The 26449-nt window shown below is 56.6% G+C and carries 23 protein-coding genes and 2 pseudogenes; 9 read left to right on the forward strand and 16 right to left on the reverse strand.

Annotation, left to right across the window (positions count from 1 at the left end; all coding sequences use genetic code 11):
* The 13 genes from lpxA to rpsB form a co-directional block, all read right to left on the reverse strand.
* Complete coding sequence (gene lpxA / locus ACYZTU_RS22965; protein WP_262165811.1) at positions 1 to 777, reverse strand: acyl-ACP--UDP-N-acetylglucosamine O-acyltransferase; 777 nt, start codon at positions 775 to 777, stop codon at positions 1 to 3.
* Positions 774 to 1214 (reverse strand): 3-hydroxyacyl-ACP dehydratase FabZ, encoded by a 441-nt coding sequence (fabZ, locus tag ACYZTU_RS22970; protein WP_017336708.1) that lies wholly within the window; start codon positions 1212 to 1214, stop codon positions 774 to 776. Before fabZ ends, lpxA begins: the two co-directional genes overlap by 4 nt.
* Positions 1215 to 1322: 108 nt before the next feature.
* Complete coding sequence (gene lpxD, locus ACYZTU_RS22975; protein WP_461965760.1) at positions 1323 to 2378, reverse strand: UDP-3-O-(3-hydroxymyristoyl)glucosamine N-acyltransferase; 1056 nt, start codon at positions 2376 to 2378, stop codon at positions 1323 to 1325.
* 2 nt (positions 2379 to 2380) lie between these two features.
* The gene (locus ACYZTU_RS22980) at positions 2381 to 2884 is read right to left on the reverse strand and encodes an OmpH/Skp family outer membrane protein (protein ID WP_461965762.1); all 504 of its coding nucleotides are present in this window, start codon (positions 2882 to 2884) and stop codon (positions 2381 to 2383) included.
* A 45-nt stretch (positions 2885 to 2929) separates the two neighbouring features.
* Entirely contained in the window at positions 2930 to 5320 is a 2391-nt protein-coding gene (gene bamA, locus ACYZTU_RS22985) for an outer membrane protein assembly factor BamA (RefSeq protein ID WP_461965764.1), read from the reverse strand.
* A gap of 74 nt (positions 5321 to 5394) precedes the next feature.
* Positions 5395 to 6747: a sigma E protease regulator RseP gene (gene rseP, locus ACYZTU_RS22990; protein WP_461965766.1), complete on the reverse strand. Its 1353-nt coding sequence runs from the start codon at positions 6745 to 6747 to the stop codon at positions 5395 to 5397.
* 53 nt (positions 6748 to 6800) lie between these two features.
* Positions 6801 to 7991, reverse strand: a complete 1191-nt coding sequence (ispC, locus tag ACYZTU_RS22995; protein ID WP_461965768.1) for a 1-deoxy-D-xylulose-5-phosphate reductoisomerase — start codon at positions 7989 to 7991, stop codon at positions 6801 to 6803.
* Positions 7988 to 8794, reverse strand: a complete 807-nt coding sequence (locus ACYZTU_RS23000; protein WP_461965770.1) for a phosphatidate cytidylyltransferase — start codon at positions 8792 to 8794, stop codon at positions 7988 to 7990. The genes ispC and ACYZTU_RS23000 overlap by 4 nt, the downstream gene beginning before the upstream one ends.
* Positions 8794 to 9549 carry a polyprenyl diphosphate synthase gene (gene uppS / locus ACYZTU_RS23005; RefSeq protein ID WP_461965771.1) on the reverse strand — a complete coding sequence of 252 codons (756 nt, stop codon included), beginning with the start codon at positions 9547 to 9549 and terminating at the stop codon, positions 8794 to 8796. The genes ACYZTU_RS23000 and uppS overlap by 1 nt, the downstream gene beginning before the upstream one ends.
* A gap of 13 nt (positions 9550 to 9562) precedes the next feature.
* Positions 9563 to 10120 carry a ribosome recycling factor gene (gene frr, locus ACYZTU_RS23010; RefSeq protein ID WP_461965773.1) on the reverse strand — a complete coding sequence of 186 codons (558 nt, stop codon included), beginning with the start codon at positions 10118 to 10120 and terminating at the stop codon, positions 9563 to 9565.
* Positions 10117 to 10860, reverse strand: a complete 744-nt coding sequence (gene pyrH / locus ACYZTU_RS23015) for a UMP kinase (protein WP_003172271.1) — start codon at positions 10858 to 10860, stop codon at positions 10117 to 10119. The genes frr and pyrH overlap by 4 nt, the downstream gene beginning before the upstream one ends.
* Positions 10861 to 11070: 210 nt before the next feature.
* A complete protein-coding gene (gene tsf, locus ACYZTU_RS23020) occupies positions 11071 to 11934 on the reverse strand; it encodes a translation elongation factor Ts (protein WP_461965775.1) in 864 nt (287 codons plus the stop codon).
* 191 nt (positions 11935 to 12125) lie between these two features.
* Positions 12126 to 12863: a 30S ribosomal protein S2 gene (rpsB, locus tag ACYZTU_RS23025; protein ID WP_282376973.1), complete on the reverse strand. Its 738-nt coding sequence runs from the start codon at positions 12861 to 12863 to the stop codon at positions 12126 to 12128.
* Positions 12864 to 13236: 373 nt separating this feature from the next.
* Here rpsB and map point away from each other — a divergent pair, with 373 nt between their 5' ends.
* The 4 genes from map (at position 13237) to ACYZTU_RS23045 (ending at position 18900) form a co-directional block, all read left to right on the forward strand.
* The gene (gene map / locus ACYZTU_RS23030) at positions 13237 to 14019 is read left to right on the forward strand and encodes a type I methionyl aminopeptidase (protein WP_461965776.1); all 783 of its coding nucleotides are present in this window, start codon (positions 13237 to 13239) and stop codon (positions 14017 to 14019) included.
* Between the two features lie 45 nt (positions 14020 to 14064).
* Complete coding sequence (locus ACYZTU_RS23035; protein WP_461965778.1) at positions 14065 to 16767, forward strand: [protein-PII] uridylyltransferase; 2703 nt, start codon at positions 14065 to 14067, stop codon at positions 16765 to 16767.
* 43 nt (positions 16768 to 16810) lie between these two features.
* Positions 16811 to 18010 carry a succinyldiaminopimelate transaminase gene (dapC, locus tag ACYZTU_RS23040; RefSeq protein ID WP_461965780.1) on the forward strand — a complete coding sequence of 400 codons (1200 nt, stop codon included), beginning with the start codon at positions 16811 to 16813 and terminating at the stop codon, positions 18008 to 18010.
* A 158-nt stretch (positions 18011 to 18168) separates the two neighbouring features.
* The gene (locus tag ACYZTU_RS23045; protein ID WP_461965782.1) at positions 18169 to 18900 is read left to right on the forward strand and encodes a M12 family metallopeptidase; all 732 of its coding nucleotides are present in this window, start codon (positions 18169 to 18171) and stop codon (positions 18898 to 18900) included.
* 34 nt (positions 18901 to 18934) lie between these two features.
* On the opposite strand, the pseudogene ACYZTU_RS23050 reads toward ACYZTU_RS23045, so the two are convergent.
* Positions 18935 to 19271: pseudogene (locus ACYZTU_RS23050) on the reverse strand (Na+/H+ antiporter); the annotation flags it as partial.
* A 246-nt stretch (positions 19272 to 19517) separates the two neighbouring features.
* Here ACYZTU_RS23050 and tnpB (ACYZTU_RS23055) point away from each other — a divergent pair.
* Together tnpB (ACYZTU_RS23055) and tnpC (ACYZTU_RS23060) are read left to right on the forward strand one after the other, a co-directional pair.
* Positions 19518 to 19877 carry an IS66 family insertion sequence element accessory protein TnpB gene (tnpB, locus tag ACYZTU_RS23055; RefSeq protein WP_461965337.1) on the forward strand — a complete coding sequence of 120 codons (360 nt, stop codon included), beginning with the start codon at positions 19518 to 19520 and terminating at the stop codon, positions 19875 to 19877.
* 16 nt (positions 19878 to 19893) lie between these two features.
* Entirely contained in the window at positions 19894 to 21438 is a 1545-nt protein-coding gene (tnpC, locus tag ACYZTU_RS23060) for an IS66 family transposase (protein ID WP_461965339.1), read from the forward strand.
* A gap of 138 nt (positions 21439 to 21576) precedes the next feature.
* Here tnpC (ACYZTU_RS23060) and ACYZTU_RS23065 read toward each other — a convergent pair whose 3' ends face one another.
* Both ACYZTU_RS23065 and ACYZTU_RS23070 read right to left on the reverse strand, forming a co-directional pair.
* Positions 21577 to 22785 (reverse strand): MFS transporter, encoded by a 1209-nt coding sequence (locus ACYZTU_RS23065; RefSeq protein ID WP_461965784.1) that lies wholly within the window; start codon positions 22783 to 22785, stop codon positions 21577 to 21579.
* Positions 22782 to 23807, reverse strand: a complete 1026-nt coding sequence (locus tag ACYZTU_RS23070; RefSeq protein WP_461965785.1) for a hypothetical protein — start codon at positions 23805 to 23807, stop codon at positions 22782 to 22784. Before ACYZTU_RS23070 ends, ACYZTU_RS23065 begins: the two co-directional genes overlap by 4 nt.
* A gap of 153 nt (positions 23808 to 23960) precedes the next feature.
* Here ACYZTU_RS23070 and ACYZTU_RS23075 point away from each other — a divergent pair.
* The 3 genes and pseudogenes from ACYZTU_RS23075 to tnpC (ACYZTU_RS23085) form a co-directional block, all read left to right on the forward strand.
* Positions 23961 to 24434: pseudogene (locus ACYZTU_RS23075) on the forward strand (LysR family transcriptional regulator); the annotation flags it as partial.
* An 84-nt stretch (positions 24435 to 24518) separates the two neighbouring features.
* On the forward strand, positions 24519 to 24878 hold the full coding sequence (gene tnpB / locus ACYZTU_RS23080; protein ID WP_240050551.1) for an IS66 family insertion sequence element accessory protein TnpB: 360 nt from the start codon (positions 24519 to 24521) through the stop codon (positions 24876 to 24878).
* Between the two features lie 17 nt (positions 24879 to 24895).
* The gene (tnpC, locus tag ACYZTU_RS23085; protein WP_461963652.1) at positions 24896 to 26449 is read left to right on the forward strand and encodes an IS66 family transposase; all 1554 of its coding nucleotides are present in this window, start codon (positions 24896 to 24898) and stop codon (positions 26447 to 26449) included.

The following is a 26449-nucleotide window of genomic DNA, read 5'->3' on the forward strand; positions in this document are numbered from 1 at the left end:
TTAACGAGTGATGCCGCGGGTCGAAGACTGGATGGAATCACGGAATACCGCGACTTCCGGAAACTGGGCCGACGGTTCGGCCAGTTCGGCGAGCGCCTGTTCGACCGTCAACCCTTGGCGGTAAACCACCTTGTAGGCACGACGCAGCGCGTGGATCGCATCTTCGCTGAAACCGCGACGACGCATGCCTTCGAAGTTCATGCTGCGGGCTTCGGCCGGGTTGCCGAACACAGTGACGTACGCCGGGACATCCTTGCCGATGGCGGTGCCCATACCGGAAAAGCTGTGGGCGCCGATATGGCAATACTGGTGAACCAGGGTGAAACCGGACAGGATCGCCCAGTCTTCAACGTGCACATGCCCCGCCAGCGCGGTGTTGTTGACCAGGATGCAGTGGTTGCCGATGACACTGTCGTGGCCGATGTGGGCATAGGCCATGATCAGATTGTGATCGCCCAGGGTCGTTTCAGAACGATCCTGAATGGTCCCACGGTGAATCGTCACGCCTTCACGGATGACGTTGTGGTCACCGATGACCAGACGGGTTTCTTCACCCTTGTATTTCAGATCGGGCGTGTCCTCGCCTACCGAAGAAAACTGGTAGATGCGGTTGTGCTTTCCGATTCGGGTCGGGCCTTTGAGAATCACATGCGGCCCGATCACTGTCCCCTCGCCGATTTCCACACCTGCGCCGATGATCGACCAGGGGCCGACCTCGACGCCGTCAGCCAGGATGGCCGTCGGATCGATGATTGCGCGAGGGTCAATCAAACTCATAGTTTGCGTTCCGCGCAGATAATTTCAGCGGAGCAGACTGGCTTGCCATCGACCGAAGCCTGGCACTCGAACTTCCAGATTTGGCGCTTGCAGCTGATGAAGCGGGCTTCGAGGATCAACTGATCGCCTGGGGTGACAGGCTGGCGAAAACGCAGCTTGTCGGAGCCGACGAAGTAGTAAAGCGTGCCGTCGGCGGGCTTCACGTCGAGCATTTTGAAGCCAAGGATACCGGCAGCCTGAGCCATCGCTTCGATGATCAACACGCCCGGCATGATTGGATGCGCAGGGAAGTGACCATTGAAGAACGGTTCGTTGATGCTGACATTCTTGTAGGCGCGAATGCGCTTGCCTTCCACATCCAGTTCCACGACTCGGTCCACCAGCAGGAACGGGTAACGGTGAGGCAGGTATTCGCGAATCTCGTTGATGTCCATCATTTCGGGGGGAAGCCTATGTAAAGATTGGGAGCGCGCGACTGACGCGCACCCCTCTAGCAAATCAAGGAGGCAGTCTAGCGGCTGTGCACACTTGATATGGAAATGGTATCAGCCATCTGATGAAGCATTGCCGTCAGGGGTCACTTCCCCTACTCGCTTTTCCAGCTGTCGCAGACGCCGCGCGATGTCATCGAGCTGACGGATACGGGCCGCGCTTTTGCGCCATTCGGCCGCTGGTTGCATCGCCGTACCGGAAGAATAGGAACCCTTTTCGGTAATCGAGTGGGTCACCATGGTCATCCCGGTGATAAATACGTTGTCGCAAATTTCGATATGCCCCACCAGCCCTACGCCACCGGCGAGCATGCAATGCTTGCCGATTTTGGTGCTGCCGGAGATCCCCACGCACGCGGCCATGGCGGTGTGATCACCAACCTGGACGTTGTGGGCGATCTGAATCTGATTGTCGAGTTTCACACCGTTACCCAGAACGGTATCGGCCAGTGCACCGCGATCGATAGCGGTATTCACGCCAATTTCCACATCGTCACCGACCAGGACACCACCGATCTGGGCGATCTTCTGCCAGACACCTTTCTCGTTGGCAAAACCGAAACCTTCGCCACCGAGTACGGCACCCGATTGAATCACCACCCGTTTACCGACGCGAACATCGTGGTACAGCGTAACTCGCGGGGCCAGCCAGCCGCCCTCGCCAATCTCGCAGCGCGCACCGATGAAGCAGTGCGCGCCAACGGTCACACCCGCAGCAATACGCGCACAGCTTTCGATCACCGCAAAGGCACCAATGCTCGCCGCCGGATCGACCACTGCATCCACTGCCACAACGGCTGTCGGATGAATACCGGCAGCGGCCTTTGGCTTGGGATCAAACAGATGGGAAACCCGCGCGTAGGCCAGATACGGATCAGGCACCACCAGCGCATTACCTGCAAAACCTTCAGCGTCAACGGCCTTCAGCAACAGGGCTGCGGCCCGGCTGTCAGCCACGTACTTACGGTATTGGGGGTTTGCGAGAAAGCTCAACTGAGCTGGGCCAGCCTCTCGCAAAGTGGCTAGCCCAGTAATTTCTTTCTCCGGGTCGCCACGCAGTGTGGCGCCGAGGAACTCGGCCAATTGGCCGAGCTTTATAGTCGCTGTCATGGTTACTTCAGCTGATTCATGCGCTCGATAACCTGGCGAGTGATGTCGTACTGAGGTTTGACATCAATCACTGCGCCACGCTCGAAGACCAGGTCAAAAGCACCTTTCTTGATGACTTCTTCCACAGCGCTGTCCAGTTTCGGCTTGAGCTGCTTCAGCATTTCACGGTCGGCAACGGCTTTGGCTTCGTTCAGCTCCTTGGACTGGAACTGGAAGTCACGGGCCTTTTGCTTGAACTCGAGTTCCAGGCGTTCACGCTCGCCTTGTTGCATCTTGTCGCCGCCAGCCATCAGACGATCCTGGATGCCTTTGGCACTGCTTTCCAGAGTCTTGAGTTTGGTCAGCTGAGGGCCGAACTTCTTCTCGGCATCCACAGCGTATCTCTTGGCCGCGTCGGACTCCAGCAGAGCCATCTGATAGTTCAGAACGGCGATTTTCATGTCGGCAAAAGCCGGACCTGCTACCAGTACGGTCGCCAGGAGAACCAATTGAGTCAACTTACGCACGATGCACTCCTACAAAATCCATTGTCGTTATCTTGGGTCAGACGCTTAGAACGTCTGGCCGAGGGAGAATTGGAACACTTGAGTCTCAGCTTCATCCGGTTTCTTGATCGGCATGGCCAACGCGAAGCTCAGAGGACCCAGTGCGGTAACCCACGTCACGCCTACACCGACGGAGCTGGCCACGTTGCTCAGGCTGATCTCGTTGCACGCTGTTTGAGCGGTTGAACCGACATTCGCGTTCGTGGTTTTTTCGCACTTGGAATCGAATACATTACCCACATCCCAGAATACCGAAGTACGCAGCGAACGCTGATCCTTGACGAATGGCATCGGGAACAACACCTCGACACCACCCTGGACCAGAACGTTACCACCAAACGGCAGCGGGTCCTGGTCCGGGTCAGCGAGCGTACCGGTGTTACCCGTCACAGCCGCACCGCGACTTGGGGTACTGCGAGGACCGAGGGTGCTGTCCTTGAAGCCACGAACCGAGTTGAAACCACCAGCATAGTAGTTTTCATAGAACGGCAAGCCATCGGTAGAACCATAACCATCGCCGTAGCCCAGCTCGGTGTGCAGGCGCATGGTGTAGTTTTCAGACAATGGCTGGAACAACTGGCCACGGTAATCAAGTTTGAAGAACGACAGGTCACTGCCAGGCGTGGTGGTTTCCAGAGTCAGGCTCTGGGAATGACCACGGGTTGCCAATACGCCTTTGTTCAGTGTGGACTCGGACCAGCCGGCCGAAGCCTTGAAGTTCAGGTAGTTGTCGCCTTCCTTGTTAACGAAGTCGAAGATCTCATCAACGGTGTATTGACCGGTCTTGATCGTGTCTTGTTGCGCACTCAGGCCGAAGGTCAGACGCGAAGTCTCGCTGATCGGGTAACCAACGCTCACGCCCGCACCCAGGCTGTCTACGGCATAGCTGGACACGTCGGCATCGAGATCGTCGTAGTCGGTGGTGCGGTAGAAAGCGTTGTAACCCAGGCTCACGCCATCAGCAGTCCAGTACGGGTCGACATATCCGAAGTTATAGCGGCTCTGGTATTCACTGCGGGTCAAGCCGATGCTGACCTTGTTACCCGTACCCAGGAAGTTGTTCTGAGTGATCGAACCACCGAGGATCAGCCCGGCGCTCTGGGCAAAACCGACGCTGGCGGTAATCGAGCCGGAAGCCTGTTCTTCAACGCTGTAGTTCACATCAACCTGGTCATCAACACCCGGTACAGCTGGGGTTTCGACGTTGACTTCCTTGAAGAAGCCCAGACGCTCGAGACGAGTCTTGGATTGGTCGATCAGGTAAGTCGAAGCCCAGCCTCCCTCCATCTGACGCATTTCACGGCGCAGCACTTCGTCTTCGGACTTGGTGTTGCCACGGAAGTTGATGCGATTCACGTAAGCACGCTTGCCTGGGTCAACGGCGAAAGTGATATCGACCGTGTGGTCTTCATCGTTAGGCTGAGGCACGCCATTGACGTTGGCGAAGGTGTAACCCTCGTTACCCAGACGGCGAGTGATCAGCTCGGAAGTGGTAGTCATCAGCTTGCGCGAGAACACCTGGCCTTTCTGAACCAGCAGCAGAGACTTGACCTGGTCTTCAGGGACTTTCAGGTCGCCGCTCAGCTTGACGTCACGGACGGTGTACTTCTCGCCTTCATTGACGTTGACCGTGATGTATACGTGCTTCTTGTCCGGGGTGATGGACACCTGGGTCGAAGCGATATCCATGTTGATATAGCCACGGTCCAGGTAATAGGAGCGCAGACGCTCCAGGTCACCGGAAAGTTTTTCACGAGCGTACTTGTCATCGTTCTTGAAGAACGACAGCCAGTTGGTGGTCTTGAGTTCGAACAGGTCGATCAGGTCTTCATCAGGGAAGACGGTGTTACCCACTACGTTGATGTGCTGGATGGCAGCAACCGTGCCTTCGTTGATATTGACCTTCAGCGCAACGCGGTTACGCGGCTGCGGCACCACTTCGGTGTCGACAGTGGCCGAGTAGCGACCCTGAGCGACGTACTGGCGCTGCAGCTCGTTACGCACACCTTCGAGGGTGGCGCGCTGGAAGATCTCGCCTTCGGCCAGACCGGATTGTTTGAGGCCTTTCATCAGGTCTTCAGTGGAGATCGCCTTGTTACCCTCGATCTCGATACTGGCGACCGACGGGCGCTCGACTACCGTGATGACCAGGACGTTGCCATCTCGGCCCAGCTGGATATCTTGAAAGAAACCGGTTTTGAACAACGCACGAGTGGATTCCACCAGGCGACGATCATCCGCCTGTTCACCGACGTTCAACGGCAAAGCACCAAAGACGCTACCCGCGGAGACCCGCTGGAGGCCATTGACGCGAATATCAGAGATAGTGAAGGACTCGGCGTGAACTTCGGCGATCATCAATACGGTGAGAACCGCAGTTAGCAGCAGACGTTTCATGAAGTCCTTTCTTATTCCAACTGGCAATAAACAAACTGCCGCAAAATGCGGCAGATTCGCAATTCAGCGAAGCGTTACAGTCGACCCAGATCATTGACCAGAGCAAGCAACATCACCCCGACCACCAAACTGATACCGATCTGTATCCCCCAACCCTGCACCCGATCCGACAAGGGGCGACCACGCGCCCACTCGATCAGATAAAACAACAAATGTCCCCCATCCAGTACAGGAATGGGCAACAAATTCAGAACCCCCAAGCTAATACTCAGATAAGCAAGGAAATTCAGGAAATCAGCGACACCCGACTGGGCAGAAGCGCCCGCCACTTTAGCAATGGTTATCGGTCCACTCAAGTTTTTTACCGAGAGCTCACCGAACAACATTTTCTTGAGCGAATCGAGGGTCAGTACGCTCATGGTCCAGGTGCGTCGAGCACCCTCTCCGATCGCGGCCACAGGACCGTAACTGACTTCGCGAATCATCTCTGGCGGCCAATCGACTGCTTTCACCCCAGCACCCAGATAACCACTGGGTGCTTTCTTCTCGCCGCGAGCGGCCAGCGTCGCAGGGATGTCGATTTGAGCACCATCACGCTCGACGCGCAGCATGATTTTGGTATCAGGGCGCATACGGACCGTGTCCACCACCTGCTGCCAGTCATCGACCGCCTTGCCATCCAGAGCCAACAGTCGGTCACCGGTCTTCAGGCCTGCAGCCTGTGCCGGGCCTTTCGGGTCAAGTTCAGCGAGGACCGGTGGCAGCGCCGGACGCCAAGGGCGTATGCCCAGCGAGCGAATCGGGTCCGGCTCATCGGCACCCTTGAGCCATTTATCCAACGCCAGCTCATGAGGCGAGTCCGCCGTGGAACCCTGATCACGGACCAGCAACTGCAGGGAACCGCTCTCCCCGAGACGACGGACCAGTTGCAGGTTCACCGCAGCCCAGCCGGACGTTGGCTCGCCATCGATGGCGATGATCTCCTGGCCCGGGTTTAAACCCGCCTTGGCGGCGATACTGCCGGATTCGACTGCACCGATGATCGGGCGCACTTGCTCGCTGCCGAGCATTGCGAGCACCCAGAAAAAAATCATCGCCAATAAAAAGTTGGCAATCGGGCCAGCAGCAACGATAGCGATGCGTTGACGGACGGTTTTTCGATTAAAGGATTGATCAAGCTGATCGGCAGGCACGTCGCCTTCGCGCTCATCGAGCATTTTTACGTAACCGCCCAACGGGATCGCGGCGACGACGAACTCAGTGCCTTTCTTGTCGTGCCAGCGCAGCAACGGCATACCGAAGCCCACGGAGAAACGCAGCACTTTGACCCCACAGCGACGCGCGACCCAAAAATGGCCGAATTCGTGGAAGGTGACCAGCACACCCAAAGCCACCAAGGTGCCGACAATCATATAGAGCGCGCTCATCTACTTTCTCCGCAATCCTATCCAGTGCTGCATGGGCCAACGTATTGCAGCACTTAACGCCCGTGACGGCTCAACCATTGTTCGGCCAGAACTCGCGCTTTCGCGTCGGCCGTGAACACTGCCTCGAGATCATCAACCGTAACGACAGGCTCAAGATTCAAGACTTCTTCGATGATACTCGCGATTTCCGGGTAGCGAACCCGCCCGTCGAGAAAGGCCGCGACAGCCACTTCATTCGCCGCATTAAGCATGGCCGGCGCACTATTGCCGGATTCGGCTGCCTGACGCGCAAGGCGCAGACACGGGAATCGCTCTTCATCAGGCGCCTGGAAGTCCAGCCGCGCAATTGTAAACAGGTCCAGCGGCGCAACGCCCGAGTCGATTCGCTCCGGCCAGGCCAGCGCGTTGGCGATCGGCGTGCGCATGTCAGGGTTACCTAACTGGGCCAATACCGAACCGTCGATGTAATCGACCAGCGAATGAATCACGCTTTGAGGATGAATGACCACTTCGACCTGGGACGGCTTGGCATCAAACAGCCAGCAAGCTTCGATTAGCTCAAGCCCCTTGTTCATCATGCTGGCCGAATCCACCGAAATCTTGCGCCCCATGGACCAATTCGGATGGGCACACGCTTGCTCAGGGGAAACATGCACCAGTTCAGCCATAGGTGTCTGTCGGAACGGACCGCCAGAGGCTGTGAGTAAAATCCGACGGACCCCGACTGCACCCAGCCCACGAGCGAAATCCTGTGGCATGCACTGGAAAATTGCGTTGTGCTCGCTGTCAATCGGCAGCAACACCGAACCACTCTTGCGCACCGCCTGCATGAACAGCGCACCGGACATCACCAGTGCTTCTTTGTTGGCCAGGAGGATTTTCTTGCCGGCCTCGACCGCTGCCAGGGTCGGTCGCAAGCCCGCTGCGCCAACGATGGCGGCCATGACCGCATCGACCTCAGGATCGGAGGCAACCTGACACAACCCCTCCTCACCCACCAGCACGCGAGTCGGCAGACCTGCGGCGCGAAGGTCATCCTGCAAGCCTCGGGCAGCACCGGCCTCAGGCACCACGGCAAATCGCGGCGTATGGCGAACGCACAGCGCCAGCAGCTCGCTCAGACGAGTGAAACCACTCAAGGCGAAAACCTGATAACGCTCAGGATGACGAGCGATGACATCGAGAGTGCTCAGACCAATCGAGCCGGTCGCCCCCAGAACAGTAATCTGCTGTGGGCGGCTCACGGTGCCGCCATCCACAGCAGCACGGCAAACACCGGAATTGCTGCCGTCAGGCTGTCGATACGGTCCAGCACGCCACCGTGGCCTGGCAGCAGGTTACTGCTGTCCTTGATCCCGGACTGACGCTTGAACATGCTTTCGGTGAGATCACCTACCACCGAGATGAACACAATGATGGCAGTACCTATCAGACCTTTAAACAACTGAGCCACCGTCCAGTCGCGGACCAGACCGACAACGACAGTGATAACCAGACTTAGCGCCAGGCCGCCGTAGACGCCCTCCCAGCTTTTTCCGGGACTGACCTGCGGAGCCAACTTGCGTTTGCCAAAGGCCCGTCCAGAAAAGTAGGCACCGATATCAGCGCCCCAGACCAACACCATCACCGCCATGATCAGCCAGTTACCCAACGGTTCCTGTTTGATCTGAATCAGACCTTGCCAGGCCGGCAACAGGATCAGCAGACCGATCACCAGCTTGCACACAGCGCTGGCCCAATGTTCGCTGGTGCGCGGATAAGTCAGCACCAGGTAGGTTGCAACACCCCACCAAAGCACTGAAGCGCCCAACACCCAAGGCGCGAGCCCTGGCAGGATATGCATGAAAAACAGCATCAACGCGACCACTGCCGCATAGGCAACGCGGAGCGGCTGCTCAGTGAAGCCCGCCAGGCGAGCCCACTCCCATGCACCGAGGGTCACGATCAGTCCGATGAACAGCGCAAAACCGGCGCCCTCGAGCAGGAAAAAACCGCACAGGGCAATCGGTAGCAGGATCAGCGCGGTGATGATTCGTTGTTTAAGCATTAAACCCGGGCCCCAGCCTCGACCTGCTCACTCGTTTTACCGAAGCGGCGCTGGCGAGAAGCAAAATCGGCCAGCGCATTACGCATGGCATCGTGTTTGAAGTCCGGCCAGAACAGGTCGGAGAAATACAACTCGGCGTAAGCCAGTTGCCACAGCAGGAAGTTGCTGATGCGGTGCTCGCCGCCGGTACGGATGCACAAGTCCGGCAACGGCAGATCGCCGGTCGACAGACAGGTTTGCAACAGTTCCGGGGTGATGTCTTCCGGACGCAGGTGCCCGGCCTGAACTTCCCGCGCCAAACGCTGTGCGGCCTGCGCGATGTCCCACTGACCGCCGTAGTTGGCGGCGATCTGCAGAACAAAGCGATTGGCGCCCGCCGTCATTGCTTCAGCTTCACGCATGGCAGCTTGAAGCTCGGGATGAAATCGCGAACGGTCGCCAATGATGCGCAGACTGATGTTGTTTTCGTTCAGGCGCTTGGCTTCGCGGCGCAATGCCTTGAAGAACAGATCCATCAAGGCACTGACCTCGTCGGCCGGGCGCTGCCAGTTCTCGCTGGAGAAGGCGAACAGGGTCAATACTTCGACCTTGGCCTCGAAACACACCTCGATCACCGCACGAACTGCATCCACACCCGCTTTATGACCGGCGACACCCGGCATAAAGCGTTTTTTCGCCCAGCGATTGTTACCATCCATGATGATCGCGACATGGCGCGGCACCGCGGACGGCGCAGTCTGCTTGGTCTTATCCATGAAAACGGGACCCTTATACGGCCATCAGGTCCGCTTCTTTCTGCTTGGTGGCCGCATCGATATCAGCCTCAGCCTTGTCGGTCAGCTTCTGGATATCGGCTGCACCACGACGCTCTTCGTCTTCGCTGATTTCCTTGTCTTTGACCAGCTTCTTAAGCTCACCCAGGGCATCGCGGCGAATGTTGCGCACGGCAACACGAGCGTCTTCAGCAGCGCTACGCGCCTGCTTGGTGAAGCCCTTGCGGGTTTCTTCAGTCAGGGCAGGCATGGAGATCAACAGCAACTCGCCCAAGTTGGTCGGGTTGAGGTTCAGGCCAGCACTCTGGATCGCCTTGTCGACGGCCGCGAGCATGTTGCGCTCAAACGCCACGACCTGCAGGGTCCGGGAATCTTTTACAGTAACGTTGGCAACGCCGCTCAACGGGGTGTCAGCGCCGTAGTAAGGCACCATCACGCTACCGAGGATGCTCGGGTGCGCCTTGCCGGTACGAATCTGCCCAAACGCATGTGACAGAGAGTCCAGGGATTTCTGCATACGCTCTTGAGCGTCTTTCTTGATTTCGTTGATCATTGTTGGCCTTCCTCGATCAGGGTCCCTTCAGCGCCGCCATGTACGATGTTCAGCAGGGCGCCGGGCTTGTTCATGTTAAATACGCGCAACGGCATCTTGTGGTCGCGGCACAGGCAAATGGCGGTCAGATCCATCACGCCCAGCTTGCGATCCAGCACTTCATCGTAAGTCAGATGATCGAACTTCTCGGCATGCGGGTCTTTGAATGGGTCAGCGGTGTAGACGCCATCGACCTTGGTCGCCTTGAGCACGACATCGGCATCGATTTCGATTGCACGCAGACACGCTGCCGAATCCGTGGTGAAGAACGGATTGCCAGTACCGGCCGCGAAAATCACGACTTCCTTGGCGTTCAAGTGGCGCATGGCTTTGCGGCGATCATAGTGATCGGTCACGCCAACCATGGAAATGGCCGACATCACGATGGCCGAGATATTGGCACGTTCCAGCGCATCGCGCATGGCCAGGGCGTTCATCACAGTGGCCAGCATGCCCATGTGGTCGCCAGTGACCCGATCCATGCCGGCCGCGCTCAGTGCCGCACCGCGGAACAAGTTACCGCCGCCGATCACCAGACCGACCTGAACACCGATGCCGACCAATTGACCGACTTCCAGCGCCATGCGATCCAGAACTTTCGGATCGATCCCGAACTCTTCCGAGCCCATCAGGGCCTCGCCGCTAAGCTTGAGTAGAATGCGTTTATAGCGAGCCTGATAACCACTGCCCTGCTGAGCCATTGCGAATCTCTCCTGCGGCGTATTTTAAAAATTCTTTGCGAGCTGTTTACAGCTGGCGTTCACTCTAGCTTGGCACTTCTTCAGCGCCATCGGAACATGGCTTTGTAAGCCAGTTCCAAAAGGAAACCAATTAAAAATTGGCGCCCCACCTGAAAAGAGGCTGCGCGCGTGAGCGGGCAGCCTCTTCAGGGCGACAGTTAAAAAACCGTCTTACTTCTTGCTGGCAGCCAGCTGAGCAGCAACTTCTTCAGCGAAGTTGTCTACTGGCTTCTCGATGCCTTCGCCCACTTGGAAACGGGTGAAGGAAACGATTTCAGCGCCGCCTTTCTTGGCCAGGTCGCCAACGGTCACTTCAGGGTTCTTGACGAACTGCTGGTTGACCAGGCTTGCTTCGGCCAGGAACTTGCTGATACGACCGGCAACCATTTTCTCAACGATTTCGGCTGGCTTGCCTTTGATCTTGTCTTCGTTGAGGCTCATGAACACAGCTTTTTCGCGTTCGATGGCTTCAGCGGAAACTTGCGACGGCAGCAGGAACTCAGGGTTGCTGGCAGCTACGTGCATCGCGATGTCTTTGGCCAGTTCAACGTCGCCGCCTTTGAGGGCTACAACAACGCCGATCTTGTTGCCGTGCAGGTAAGAACCTACAACGTCGCCTTCGATACGAGCCAGGCGGCGAATGTTGACGTTCTCACCTACTTTACCAACCAGTGTTTCGCGAGCCGGCTCTTGAGCGGCGATCAGCGGAGCTGCGTCGGTCAGTTTGTCGGCGAAGGCTTTTTCTACGCTGGCAGCAACGAAAGCTTTGAAGTCGTCTTGCAGAGCCAGGAAGTCGGTTTGCGAGTTAACTTCAATGATGACAGCAGCTTTGCCGTCTTCCTTGATGCTGATCGCGCCTTCAGCGGCAATGTTGCCAGCTTTCTTGGCAGCCTTGATGGCGCCGGAAGCACGCATGTCATCAATGGCTTTTTCGATGTCGCCGTCAGCCTTGGTCAAGGCTTTCTTGCAGTCCATCATGCCTTCGCCGGTACGCTCGCGCAGTTCTTTAACCAACGCTGCAGTAATCTCTGCCATTTCAAAATTCCTCTTGGATAGGTTTTCAACCATTCCACCCGATCGAACGGGCGATCAATTCTTCCCGAACCACCCTTGCTGGCTGCTGCAGGTTACAGAGCTGTAACTGCGCCGCCGACAAACGGTTCTCGAGGTGGCAAAAAGGGGGCCAAGCCCCCTTTTTGCTTACTGAGTTAACGCCAAGGCGTCAATTACTCAGCGGCTGCTACCGGAGCTTCTTCAATGAACTGCTCGGTGCCGCCAGCAACGTGGTTGCGACCGCGGATTACAGCGTCAGCCATCGAACCCATGTACAGCTGGATAGCGCGGATTGCGTCATCGTTGCCTGGAATGATGTAGTCAACGCCTTCCGGGCTGCTGTTGGTATCGACTACGCCGATAACCGGGATGCCCAGCTTGTTGGCTTCGGTGATCGCGATGCGCTCGTGATCAACGTCGATAACGAACAGTGCGTCTGGCAGACCGCCCATGTCCTTGATACCACCCAGGGAACGATCGAGCTTCTCAAGATCGCGAGTGCGCATCAGCGCTTCTTTCTTGGTCAGCTTGGTGAAAGTACCGTCTTCGGCTTGCACTTCAAGGTCACGCAGACGCTTGATGGAAGCACGGATGGTTTTGAAGTTGGTCAGCATGCCGCCCAACCAGCGGTGATCGACGTACGGCGAACCGCAACGTGCTGCTTCTTCAGCAACGATCTTGCCAGCGGAACGCTTGGTGCCGACGAACAGAATCTTGTTTTTGCCCTGGGCCAGACGCTCTACGAAAGTCAGAGCTTCGTTGAACATTGGCAGGGTTTTTTCAAGGTTGATGATGTGGATCTTGTTACGCGCGCCGAAAATGTATTTACCCATTTTCGGGTTCCAGTAACGGGTCTGGTGACCGAAGTGCACACCGGCCTTCAGCATATCGCGCATGTTGACTTGGGACATGATAGTTCCTTAATAAGTCGGGTTTGGCCTCCACGTATCCCAATGACCAACCAGCAGCATCAGCTGAAGGCACCCAGGTCATCGTGTCGACACGTGTGTGGATTTAGGCTTTTCAGGGGATCCCCGGAAAGCGGCGCATTTTATATCACAAGGCTGAAAAAAACGGAACCCGGATTGTTAAATCCTGGCGCGTGCGCTGGTTCCTTCCCTTGGAATCCTCCAAGAATGCGCCATTCTATAAGGAGAAGCGATGCACAGAGGCTCAGATTTGCGCTGCTCGTCTGTTAGAATCGCGTTTTTCAGGGCCGCGAAGATCGATCGCGAAACGCCCATTTCGTTTTAGAAAGCGCCATCGAGCGCAGAGAGAGCCTGTATGACCGTCACCCTCAAAACCCCCGAGGACATCGCAAAAATGCGTATCGCCGGCAAACTGGCCGCCGATGTGCTGGAAATGATTGCCGAACATGTCAAGCCGGGCATCACCACTGAAGAACTGGACCGCCTCTGCCACGACTACATCGTCAACGAGCAGAAAGCCATCCCTGCCCCGCTCAACTACAAAGGCTTCCCGAAGTCGATCTGCACCTCGATCAATCACGTGGTCTGCCACGGTATTCCGAACGAGAAGCCATTGAAGGACGGCGACACGCTGAACATCGACGTCACCGTCATCAAGGACGGCTACCACGGCGACACCAGCCGCATGTTCCACGTCGGCACCGTCCCGGTCTGGGCCGAGCGCCTGTCGCATGTAACTCAGGAATGCATGTACAAGGCCATCGAAATCGTCAAACCCGGCTGCCGCTTGGGCGACATCGGTGAAGTCATTCAGAAGCACGCTGAAAAGAACGGTTTTTCCGTGGTTCGCGAATTCTGCGGTCACGGCATCGGCAAGGTGTTCCACGAAGAGCCGCAGATCCTGCACTACGGACGCGCCGGCACCGGCATGGAACTGAAAGCCGGCATGACGTTCACCATCGAGCCGATGATCAACCAGGGCAAGGCCGACACTAAGGTCTTGGGCGACGGCTGGACCGCGATTACCAAGGACCGCAAGCTGTCGGCACAGTGGGAGCACACCCTGCTGGTGACCGACACCGGTTACGAGATCTTCACCCTGCGCGCCGATGACACCATCCCCCGCGTTTCGGCCTGATCCGAGCGCGTAGCTCCTCAGCTTTATAGACAGGAAAGCCAATCGATGCCGCAGGTGGATCCCGAACTCTTCGACCGTGGTCAGTTCCAGGCGGAACTGGCCCTGAAGGCAAGCCCGATCGCGGCCTTCAAGAAAGCGATTCGCCAGGCCCGCGAGGTGCTCGACGAGCGCTTTCGCAGCGGCCGCGACATTCGCCGGTTGATCGAGGATCGTGCCTGGTTCGTCGATAACATCCTGCAAAAGGCCTGGGAGCAGTTCAGCTGGAGCGAAGACGCCGACATCACGCTGGTCGCGGTCGGCGGCTACGGTCGCGGCGAGTTGCACCCTTATTCCGACATCGATTTGCTGATCCTGCTGGACAACGCCGATCACGAAGTTTTCCGTGATTCCATCGAGCGTTTTCTGACGCTGTTGTGGGACATCGGCCTGGAAGTCGGTCAGAGCGTGCGCTCGGTGGACGAATGCGCCGTTGAGGCCCGCGCCGACCTGACGGTAGTCACTAACCTGATGGAAAGCCGCACCATCTGCGGCCCCGAGCGCCTGCGCCAACGTATGCTCGACGTCACCAGCACCGCGCACATGTGGCCGAGCAAGGACTTCTTCCTGGCCAAACGCGCCGAACAGAAGGCTCGTCACCATAAGTACAACGACACCGAATACAACCTGGAACCCAACGTCAAAGGCTCGCCTGGCGGCCTGCGGGATATTCAGACGATTCTGTGGGTGGCCCGTCGTGAATACGGCACCCTGAACCTGCGGGCCCTGGCCGGCGAAGGTTTCCTGGTCGAGAGCGAAAACGCCCTGCTGGCCTCCTCCCAGGAATTCCTGTGGAAGGTTCGTTACGCCCTGCACATGCTCGCCGGCCGTTCCGAAGACCGCTTGCTGTTTGATCACCAGCGCACCATTGCCGGGCTGCTGGGTTTCAAAGGCGATGACGCCAAGCAAGCCATCGAAAACTTCATGCAGCAGTATTACCGGGTGGTCATGAGCATTGCCCAGCTCAGCGACCTGATCATCCAGCATTTCGAGGAAGTCATCCTCGCGCCGGAAGACGAAGCGCCGCCGCAGCCGATCAACTCGCGATTCCAGCTGCACGACGGTTACATCGAGGCACGGAACGACAACGTGTTCCGCCGCACACCGTTCGCCATGCTGGAAATCTTCGTACTGATGGCCCAGCAGCCGGAAATCAAAGGCGTGCGCGCCGATACCATTCGCCTGCTGCGAGAAAATCGCCACCTGATCGATGACGATTTCCGCAACGACATCCGCAATACCAGCCTGTTTATAGAGCTGTTCAAGTGCAAGATCGGCATCCACCGCAACCTGCGACGGATGAATCGTTACGGCATCCTCGGGCGCTACTTGCCCGAGTTCGGCTTTATTGTCGGGCAGATGCAGCACGATCTGTTCCACATCTACACGGTCGATGCTCACACCCTGAACCTGATCAAACATCTACGTAAGTTGCAGTACACCCAGGTGTCGGAAAAATTCCCGCTGGCCAGCAAGCTCATGGGCAAACTGCCCAAACCCGAGCTGATCTACCTGGCCGGCCTGTATCACGACATCGGCAAGGGCCGGCATGGCGATCACTCGGAGATCGGTGCAGTGGATGCCGAAGCCTTTTGCCAGCGCCATCAATTGCCGGTGTGGGACAGTCGCCTGATCGTCTGGCTGGTGCAGAACCATTTGGTGATGTCGACCACCGCCCAGCGCAAGGATTTGTCCGACCCGCAGGTCATCCACGATTTCGCGCAGATCGTCGGCGACGAAACCCACCTCGATTATCTGTACGTGCTGACCGTCGCCGACATCAACGCCACCAACCCGACGCTGTGGAATTCCTGGCGCGCCAGTCTGTTGCGTCAGCTCTACACCGAGACCAAGCGTGCCTTGCGCCGCGGCCTTGAAAACCCGGTGGACCGCGAAGAACAGATTCGCCAGACCCAGAGCGCGGCGCTGGACATTCTGGTGCGCGGCGGTACCGATCCGGACGACGTTGAGCAGCTGTGGGCGCAATTGGGCGATGACTACTTCCTGCGCCACACCGCCGGCGACGTGGCCTGGCACAGTGACGCGATCCTCCAGCAGCCGGCCGACGGCGGGCCGCTGGTGCTGATCAAGGAAACCACCCAGCGCGAATTCGAAGGCGGCACACAGATCTTCATCTATGCACCGGACCAGCACGACTTTTTCGCCGTGACGGTGGCCGCGATGGACCAGCTCAACCTGAACATTCACGACGCCAGGGTTATCACCTCCAGCAGCCAGTTCACCCTCGACACCTACATCGTGCTCGACACCGACGGCGACTCCATTGGCGACAACCCGGCACGGGTCAAGCAAATCCGCGAAGGCCTGACCGATGCCCTGCGCAACCCGGACGATTACCCGACGATCATCCAGCGTCGGGTGCCGCGCCAGCTCAAGCATTTCGCGTTTGCGCCACAGGTGACGATCCACAACGACGCCCAGCGCCAGGTGACGGTGCTGGAGCTCAGCGCCCCGGATCGCCCCGGCCTGTTGGCGCGGATCGGCACGATCTTCCTGGAGTTCGACTTGTCGCTGCAAAACGCCAAGATCGCGACCCTCGGCGAACGCGTGGAAGACGTGTTCTTTATTACCGACGCGAACAACCAGCCGCTGTCCGACCCGCTGCTGTGCAGCCGCTTGCAGGATGCGATCGTCAAACAGCTCAGCGTCAGCCACGAACCCGATATCAAACTGTCGCACATCAGCATCTAGCCGCGCGCCAGGATTCAGCCGCTTTGAACGAGACCCCGTACCGATGAACAACGCTCTGACCCAATTGCAGCCCTACCCGTTCGAGAAACTTCGCGCCCTGCTCGGCAGCGTCACGCCAAACCCGGACAAACGCGCCATCGCACTGTCCATTGGCGAGCCGAAACACCGTTCGCCAAGCTTTGTCGCCGAAGCCCTGGCCAGCAATCTGGATCAGATGGCCGTGTACCCGACCACCCTCGGCATCCCGGCCCTGCGTGAAGCCATCGCTGCGTGGTGCGAACGCCGTTTCAGCGTTCCGAAGGGCTGGCTCGACCCGGCGCGCAATGTGCTGCCGGTCAACGGTACCCGTGAAGCGCTGTTCGCCTTCACCCAGACCGTGGTCAACCGTGGTGACGACGCACTGGTGGTCAGCCCGAACCCGTTCTATCAGATCTACGAAGGCGCGGCATTCCTTGCCGGGGCCAAGCCGCATTACCTGCCGTGCCTGGACAAAAACGGCTTCAACCCGGATTTCGATGCGGTTTCGCCCGATATCTGGAAGCGCTGCCAGATCCTGTTCCTGTGCTCGCCGGGCAATCCGACCGGCGCCTTGATCCCGGTTGAAACCCTGAAAAAGCTGATCGCCCTGGCCGACGAATACGACTTCGTGATCGCCGCCGACGAGTGCTACAGCGAACTGTACTTCGACGAACAAACCCCGCCGGCCGGCTTGCTCAGCGCCTGCGTGGAACTGGGCCGCAAAGACTTCAAGCGTTGCGTGGTGTTCCACAGCCTGTCCAAGCGCTCCAACCTGCCGGGCCTGCGTTCAGGCTTCGTGGCCGGTGATGCGGACATTCTCAAAGGCTTCCTGCTGTATCGCACTTATCACGGCTGCGCGATGCCGGTTCAGACCCAACTGGCCAGCGTCTCTGCGTGGAATGACGAAGTGCACGTACGCGCCAACCGCGCGTTGTATCGCGAGAAATACGATGCGGTGCTGGAAATCCTCAGCCCGGTGATGGACGTGCAGCGTCCGGATGGCGGTTTCTACTTGTGGCCGAGCGTTGGCGGTGACGATGAAGCGTTTTGCCGTGACCTGTTTGTCGAAGAACATGTGACGGTAGTGCCGGGTTCTTATCTGTCCCGTGACGTCGACGGTGCTAATCCCGGCGCTGGTCGTGTACGCATGGCTTTAGTCGCACCGCTGGCCGAATGTATAGAAGCCGCAGAACGAATTCGCGCGTTTATTACCCGCAACCAGTAATCTCCCGCCCGCACTGTGCAACGCAGTGCGCGCACACCTTTATACCCGGTAACACTTCAGCCGAAATTAAAACTCACCGAACTGCAGAGTCCCCCCTACTCTAATGCAGCGCATTAGCGTGCGCATTCACACAACTTACTTCAAGGAAGAAGTAGCCTATGAACAGTATTGAAGACTGCACCCTTATCCAATGGCCCGACGATCAACAATCCTACGAAGCCGCCGTCAACGAGAACCCCGAGAATGCCGGTACCGGCGGCGGCACTCGTCGCAAGCGCTCTCTGATCAATTACTCAAAACTGTGGGCAAACGGACGTACACTCAAGATCGCGTTTATCGACGGCCCCAACGATGAACACAAACAGAAGATCATCAAGGCGGCCCGCCAGTGGCTGCCCCATATCAATCTGAGCTTCGATTTCGTTGCGGGGCTCGAAGGTGATATCCGAATCGCAACAAAAAACAATCACAACAGCTCGATGCTGGGCACCGATGCGCTATTGATTCATCCGGACTGGCCAACCATGGATCTCGGCGTCAAACCTGAACATGAAGACTTCGAAGTGATCGTGATTCATGAATTCGGACATGCATTAGGCGCGATGCACGAACATCAACACCCCGAGGCGAATATTCCCTGGGACAAACCGAAAGTGTATGAGTTCTACCAAAACCGAGAGATGGGTCCACTGACCAAAGAAGATGTCGATAGTAACCTCTTTGAGCCTTTCAATACAATCGAAGCTATTTATACGCCTTACGACAAGAAGTCCATCATGCACCACCCGGTGGCTAACACACTGACACTGGGCGATTGGGAAATCCCTATCAACCGAAAGATTAGTAAAAAAGATATAAAACTCATGAAGTTGCTTTATCCCAAACGTTAGCAGTCAAGCGGTCATAGAGTCGAGTGAGCACCGTCTATTTCACCACACCAAGATTGGCCTCACTCAAATCCAGTTCAAACAACACTTCTCGCAACACATCATCACCAATCTGGTGATGACGACTGAGCTTATATAACTCCAGGCGCTGCGCTCGCAACGCTTTCAATCGCAAACGCCGCTCCAGCAAATTCATCTGAAACGCCAGCGCCTGAGCCTCCGCCGAATCGTTGAACTCTTCCAGCTGATGTCGATAATGGACATGATCCGCGCCTTGAGTTCGGCGGCAACGCTAACTGGGCAGCATCCTGAGGATTGGCCTCTTCAGCTTCGAGCGCATGAATGGCTGCTTCGGCGGTTTTGTGCCAAACGTCACCGCCCCGCGTACTCCACCGACTGTCAGTAACAAGCAGCCCCAAGCGAGGCCAAGCCCCATGAAGGCCATCTCGTGACCACGGGCAAACACGTGCCCGACGCGAGAATATCCGCTCGACTCATTGATCGCTGCACATTCATTTTCGCCACATTGTTAAAAGGTAAGGGATCCATGAACCCCACATTCCAAGCGGATAGCTGACGGCTGATGCTGTGCTCCCGATTTCCATGAGGAGCCCATCACCATGATGCGTCCCAATGCCAGCGTTGAAAAAGTGTACCTCTATCCAAAGCCGGTAGACTTTCGAAAGTCCATCGATGGCCTGGCTGCGCTGGTCGAACTGGATATCAAGGTCGCGGTGTTTGACCCCGTGCTCTTTGTTTTCCTGAATCGCCACCGTAACCGCGTCAAAGTGTTGTACTGGGAGCGCAACGGCTTCTGCCTTTGGCTCAAGCGCCTGGAGTCCGAGCGTTTTAAAAGTTCACCTGATGAGGTGGACGAGGCTATCGTGCTGACCGTTCAGGAACTTAACTGGCTACTGGATGGATTTGATCTCTGGCGCAACCGTCCTCACAAGGTTTTAACGCCAAGATTCGTCGCTTGACGGGTATAATCCGGGCATGAATTTGATGCCCGAAGACCTCCCTGATGACCCTATTCTGCTCAAGCAAATGTTGCTTGAGGCACTCAGCCGTCAGCAGGCAACGGCTGAGGCATACCAGACTCATATCGTCGATCTAAAAGAACAGATCAAGTTGCTGCGCGACCGTTTATTCGGACGTAAATCCGAGCAGACCGTTGAACCCAACACGCCTCAACTCGCGTTATTCAACGAGCCCGAAAGCGAGCCGATGCCTTCAGTCGGCGACGCTGACGAAGAAGTGGTTGCTCCGACGCCACGTCGTGGCAAACGCAAGCCACTGTCGGCTGATCTGCCGCGCATCGAAGTCATCCACGAACTGCCAGAACATGAACTGACCTGTGCCTGCGGTTGCCGCAAGCATGTGATCAGTGAAGAAACCAGCGAACAGCTGGACATCGTGCCGATGCAGATCCGAGTGATCAAACACATCCGCAAAGTCTACGGCTGCCGTGGTTGTGAAACGGCTCCGGTCACTGCTGATAAACCTGCTCAGTTGATCGAAAAGAGCATGGCCAGTCCGAGCGTACTGGCGATGCTGCTGACCACCAAGTATGTCGATGGCTTACCGCTGCATCGTTTCGAAACGGTGCTGAGCCGACACGGTATCGATATCCCGCGTCAGACTCTCGCTCGCTGGGTTATCCAGTGCGGAGAGCACTTACAACCGTTGCTGAATTTAATGCGCGACCGATTGCTGGAAAGCCCGGTCATCCACTGTGATGAAACCCGCGTCCAGGTACTTAAGGAACCGGATCGAGACCCTACCAGCCAATCCTGGATGTGGGTGCAGGCCAGCGGGCCGCCAGACCGAAAAGTCGTGCTGTTCGACTACACGTCCAGCCGTGCGCAGGACGTGCCGTTGCGCCTGCTGGAAAGTTATCGCGGCTACGTGATGACTGATGATTACGCGGGTTACAACGCATTGGCGTTGCAACCGGGTGTGGAGCGGCTGGCGTGCATGGCCCATGCACGGCGCAAGTTCGTCGATGCGCAAAAAGTGCAGCCCAAGGGCAAGACGGGACGTGCCGATATCGCGCTGACGATGATCAACAAGCTGTACGGCATCGAGCGTGAACTCAAGGATGTCAGCGATAAGCAGCGTTTTATCGTTCGTCAGGAAAAGAGCCTGCCGATCCTGGCTCAGTTGAAAAGCTGGCTGGATAAAACGCAGCCTCAGGTCACCCCTCAAAGTGTGCTGGGCAAGGCAGTGAACTACCTGGCCAGCAACTGGAGCCGTCTGGAGCGTTACGTGGAGGCCGGATTTTTACCGATCGACAACAACCCGGCAGAGCGCGCAATAAAGCCGTTTGTCATTGGGCGCAAGGCTTGGCTGTTCAGCGACACGCCCAAAGGCGCCACCGCCAGTGCGCAGATCTACAGCTTGGTCGAGACCGCCAAGGTCAACGGCCAGGAGCCCTATACGTGGCTGCGCCACGTACTGGAGCGGCTGCCGCATGCGGAGTCGGTGGCCGATTACGAAGCGCTACTGCCATGGAACTGCTCGCCAGAGATGCCACGGTAAACGAGGCGGTTGTCTTACGGTAGGTGTGGTTCATGGATCGGATACGTTAAAAGAGAGCGAGGCTCTCGGCTACAGGTTCAAGCTCAATGTCTCGGCGGATACAAGTCCCGAACCCGCGGCATTAAGATGAATCATCAATCAACCTCTGCGCCGTGAACCCATAAAGTAGAAAATACTCGCCAACACAATGCAAAAAGACAAAACATAGAACATTACCTGAGGTGCATATAACGATAGCGCGACACCACACAATACGGGCCCGAGCGCAGCTCCAAGATTGGACAAGTTCTGAGCCCCGTAATAAACGCCTCGCATGTCCTCCGGTGCAATGAAATCAATAAATAGGTATTCCGCAGGAATAATGATTATTTCGCCCACGGTAAAAACAATCATGGCTACTATCCAGACGGCATGCATCTGTGCATAGCAAAAGCCCATGAGTCCAACCACAAAGAACAACATCCCCAACATCAACATGCGGAACAGGTTGTTCTGGTTAATCCGAGAGCCGATCAGGTATTGAAGACTGATGACCACACAGGCGTTGGTGGTCACCAGGTAGTTGATAATGCGATAGGTGTTTTCCGGGTCACTCGTCACGATCAGGTATTGCGACAGATAGGCAGTGAACTGCCCGAACACGATTGCACTGAGAATTCCCCCAATCGTAAAGCAGACCAACCGGTAGTTACTCAACAAATGGACCAGCACACTGGCAAAACCGTTACCCGAACTCTCAACGCCCACAGGGCGGGGGATCCGCCCACCCAACACCCCATACAGCACTACAAAAGCAACCCCGATCAAGGCCGCCGCCGCAAAGGGCAGACCGGGGCTGATTTTCGCGAGCAGCATGCCGAGAAAAGGGCCGATGGCGTAACCGACGTTGGTCAGCGTGTACTTGATAGAGAACACGCCTCCCCTCTTGTCCGGCGCCACCAGGAAACCTATTCCAGATTTCACTGCGATATCGATCACCGCATAGGACAGGTTCACCACCACGATAGCAATGATGAACGGCACCAGGCTGGTTACCTGAAAGGCCAACGCGAAAGCCAGTGCGAACACCGTGGCTGCGCCGAGCATGATCCGATAATTGGAGAACCTGTCCACCAGGAAGCCGCCATATACCCCAAGAATCGAACTGACGATTAGCGACCCGCCAACCGCGAAACCAATATCCGCTACTCCCAGACCGAAGGCCTGGGAGAAGTACACGACCAGATAGGGCAAAGCCAGTGCCCGTGCAATGGTCAAGATAAAGGTCGCCAACAGCAGCAGAATCACAGGTCTCTCATAGACCTTGGCCCCGCCTTGAATCGCCAGCCCCCCCGAGACATCTTTCATTCCAGCATTTCCTTGTAGTCGTATGGCTCGTGCTCACGCAGCAACTGAATACTGGTCTGAATGGCTAAACGGTCGTTACTCAGAATGAAAACGTGGCCGGGGCAGTTTTCCAGAGAGATAGTTTTCTTGAGGATCCCTTCATCCTGGATTTTTATACTGTGCACGCCGGGGATCGCCTTCCAGGGCGTAATGTCCGGCGTACGCTTGATCGGCCCAGCTTGACGAGCGATCAGGAACACACAACTGGATTGAAAGTAGAGTTTGTTTCTTGGCCGCTGCCGGTATTCGAGAAACGCTTGCGGGTTAATCAGCGAGTCAATCCAAAGACTCAACTGGTTATGCCCCAGGGCCCGGGTATAGGCCGAAAGATCGATGCCGCCCGGCATGCGAGCAGCCGTCTCCAGCAAAACGGGCTGATCATCGACGATCATCAACTCGCTGTGACCCACGCCCTGCCGAATGCCTAGAGCATCGAGCACGGAGAATATGTAAGTCGACAGACGACTATATGCGTCGGCATTGTCCACCGGACACATCAGCTGGTTGTAGTCATGCACCGGCGAGTCTCCGATACGGGTGCGGTACACGCGGATAATTTCGCTGACATAGTGCAGACCGTCGACACTCACGGTGTTGACGCAGTAGTTGATGTCCACATCCTTAGACTTGCGAAGCAACAACTCGGATTTGAAATCTGAATTATCCAGATATTGCTGTACCCGTATCTCTTCGTTGCTTTCCAGAAAGATGTTCTGGCTCGATTTTATGATCTGGAAAGCATGTTTGATTTCGTTTTCCTGGGTGCAAATATGAATATTGTCAGAGCCGGCGCTTTTGATCGGCTTCAACACTACAGGCAGAATCTTATGCTCGCTTACCCACTCCAATATCTTCGACAACGAATCCGACTTGAAGTGTCTGATCGAGCGTACACCAGCCTGAGAAAAGGCCTCGTGCATCTCGAACTTGTCGCGCCAGCGAAAATTTACGGTCGTCGAAAAGTTTTTTAACGTGGTCAGCATCCTTGCCTCATCGTTCAATAGGTCATTTATATGGTTTGCTAATAGCGTATCGCTGACTGGTGCTCGAGTACCAAGCTTACTGTGGAATGGCGTTCTGATTTATGATGATTCTTACCAGATTGGTGGAACTGAATTCATGAATACAGGATGTCTATGTTTTCCTCCGAACGCTTGAAAGGTATCGATGTGTTTGTCTGCGTCTCGGAATCCGGCAGCTTCAAGGCCGCCGCCGAGAAAATGAATTTGACGGGCTCTGCAATCAGTAAAAGCATTGCTCGGCTGGAGAGCAGGTTGGGGACTAGGCTGTTCCATCGCACGACACGACGCTTGTCGCTGACCGATGCGGGGATTGCTTTCTATCGCACATGCACCAGTGTGCTTGCAGACCTCGAAGAGGCCGAGCTTTCGCTACAGGCCGAAAATACCGAGCCGTGTGGCAGGATTCGAATTGACCTTCCAGGTGCTTTCGGTCGTGCGCAAGTACTTCCAATCATCCTGCGGTTTGTTCAGGATCATCCGTTGCTGATACCGCACATTTCCTTCTCGGACGGATTGATCGACCCTTTCCAGCAAGGTGTGGACGTTGTTATACGCATTGGTGGTTCGGATGTCTGGCCCGATACAGTGGTAACCGCTCCATAAACCCCACATTCAAAGCCAGCAGTTGATCCCCGAAGCTGTACTCCGATTTCTCTCTGGAGCCAGCACGTCATGATGCGACCCGACGCTAAAGTCGAAAAAGTGTACCTCTATCCCAAGGCCGTGGACTTCCGAAAATCCATCGACGGCCTGGCCGCTCTGGTCGAGCTGGATATCAAAGTCGCGGTGTTCGACCCGGTGCTTTTCGTCTTTCTGAATCGCCACCGTAATCGAGTGAAAATCCTTTACTGGGAGCGCAACGGCTTCTGCCTTTGGCTCAAGCGCCTGGAATCCGAACGTTTCAAAACATCCCCCGACGCTACCGATGAAGCCATCGTATTAACTGTTCAGGAATTGAACTGGTTGCTCGACGGTTTTGACCTGTGGCGCAATCGCCCTCATCAGGTTTTGACTCCAAGATTCGTCGCCTGACGGGTATAATCCGGGGCATGATTTCGATGCCCGAACACCTTCCTGATGACCCAGAACTTCTCAAGCAAATGCTGCTTGATGCGTTCGACGCGCTCGCTCGCCAGCAGGAAGTGGGTCAGGCTTACGAAACGCATATTGTTGACCTGAAAGAACAGATCAAGTTGTTACGCGACCGTTTGTTCGGTCGTAAATCCGAGCAAACAGTCGAGCCCAACACGCCGCAACTGGCCTTATTCAACGAACCCGAAAGCGAACCAATGCCCGTCGTCGGCGATGCCGATGAGGAAGTCGTTGCTCCAGTTCCGCGCCGTGGCAAGCGCAAGCCACTATCGGCTGATCTGCCGCGTATAGAAGTCATCCACGAACTGCCCGAACACGAACTGACCTGTGCCTGCGGTTGCCGCAAGCATGTGATCAGTGAAGAAACCAGCGAGCAGCTGGACATCGCGCCAATGCAGATCCGGGTGATCAAACACATCCGCAAAGTCTACGGTTGCCGCGGTTGTGAAACGGCTCCGGTCACCGCTGACAAGCCCGCTCAATTGATCGAAAAGAGCATGGCCAGTCCGAGCGTGTTGGCGATGCTGTTGACCACCAAGTATGTCGATGGCTTGCCGCTGCATCGTTTCGAGACGGTGTTGAGTCGACACGGTGTAGAGATCCCGCGTCAGACCCTCGCCCGCTGGATTATCCAGTGCGGCGAGCACCTCCAGCCGCTGCTGAATTTGATGCGCGACCGGTTGCTGGAAAGCCCGGTCATCCACTGCGATGAAACCCGCGTCCAGGTACTGAAGGAACCGGATCGAGACCCGACCAGCCAATCCTGGATGTGGGTGCAGGCCAGCGGGCCACCCGATCGAAAAGTCGTGCTGTTCGACTACACCTCCAGCCGTGCGCAGGACGTACCGTTGCGCCTGCTGGAAAGTTATCGCGGCTATGTCATGACCGACGATTACGCGGGATATAACGCGTTGGCGTTGCAACCGGGTGTGGAACGTCTGGCGTGCATGGCCCATGCACGGCGCAAGTTCGTCGATGCGCAAAAAGTGCAGCCCAAGGGCAAGACGGGACGTGCCGATATCGCGCTGACGATGATCAACAAGCTGTACGGCATCGAGCGTGAACTCAAGGATGTCAGCGATGAACAGCGTTTTATTAATCGTCAGGAAAAGAGCCTGCCGATCCTAGCCCAGTTGAAAAGCTGGCTGGATAAAACGCAGTCGCAGGTGACGCCGCAAAGTGCGCTTGGCAAGGCCGTTAATTATCTGGCCAGCAACTGGAGCCGGCTGGAGCGCTACGTGGAGGCTGGCTTTTTACCGATTGACAACAACCCGGCAGAGCGCGCAATAAAGCCGTTTGTGATCGGTCGCAAGGCTTGGCTGTTCAGCGATACGCCCAAAGGCGCGACTGCCAGCGCCCAGATCTACAGCCTGGTCGAAACCGCGAAGGTCAACGGCCAAGAGCCCTATACATGGCTGCGCCACGTACTGGAGCGACTGCCGCATGCGCAGTCAGTAACCGACTATGAAGCATTGCTGCCGTGGAACTGCTCACCGGAAATGCCACGGTAA

Source organism: Pseudomonas sp. HLT2-19-2, assembly GCF_054898005.1.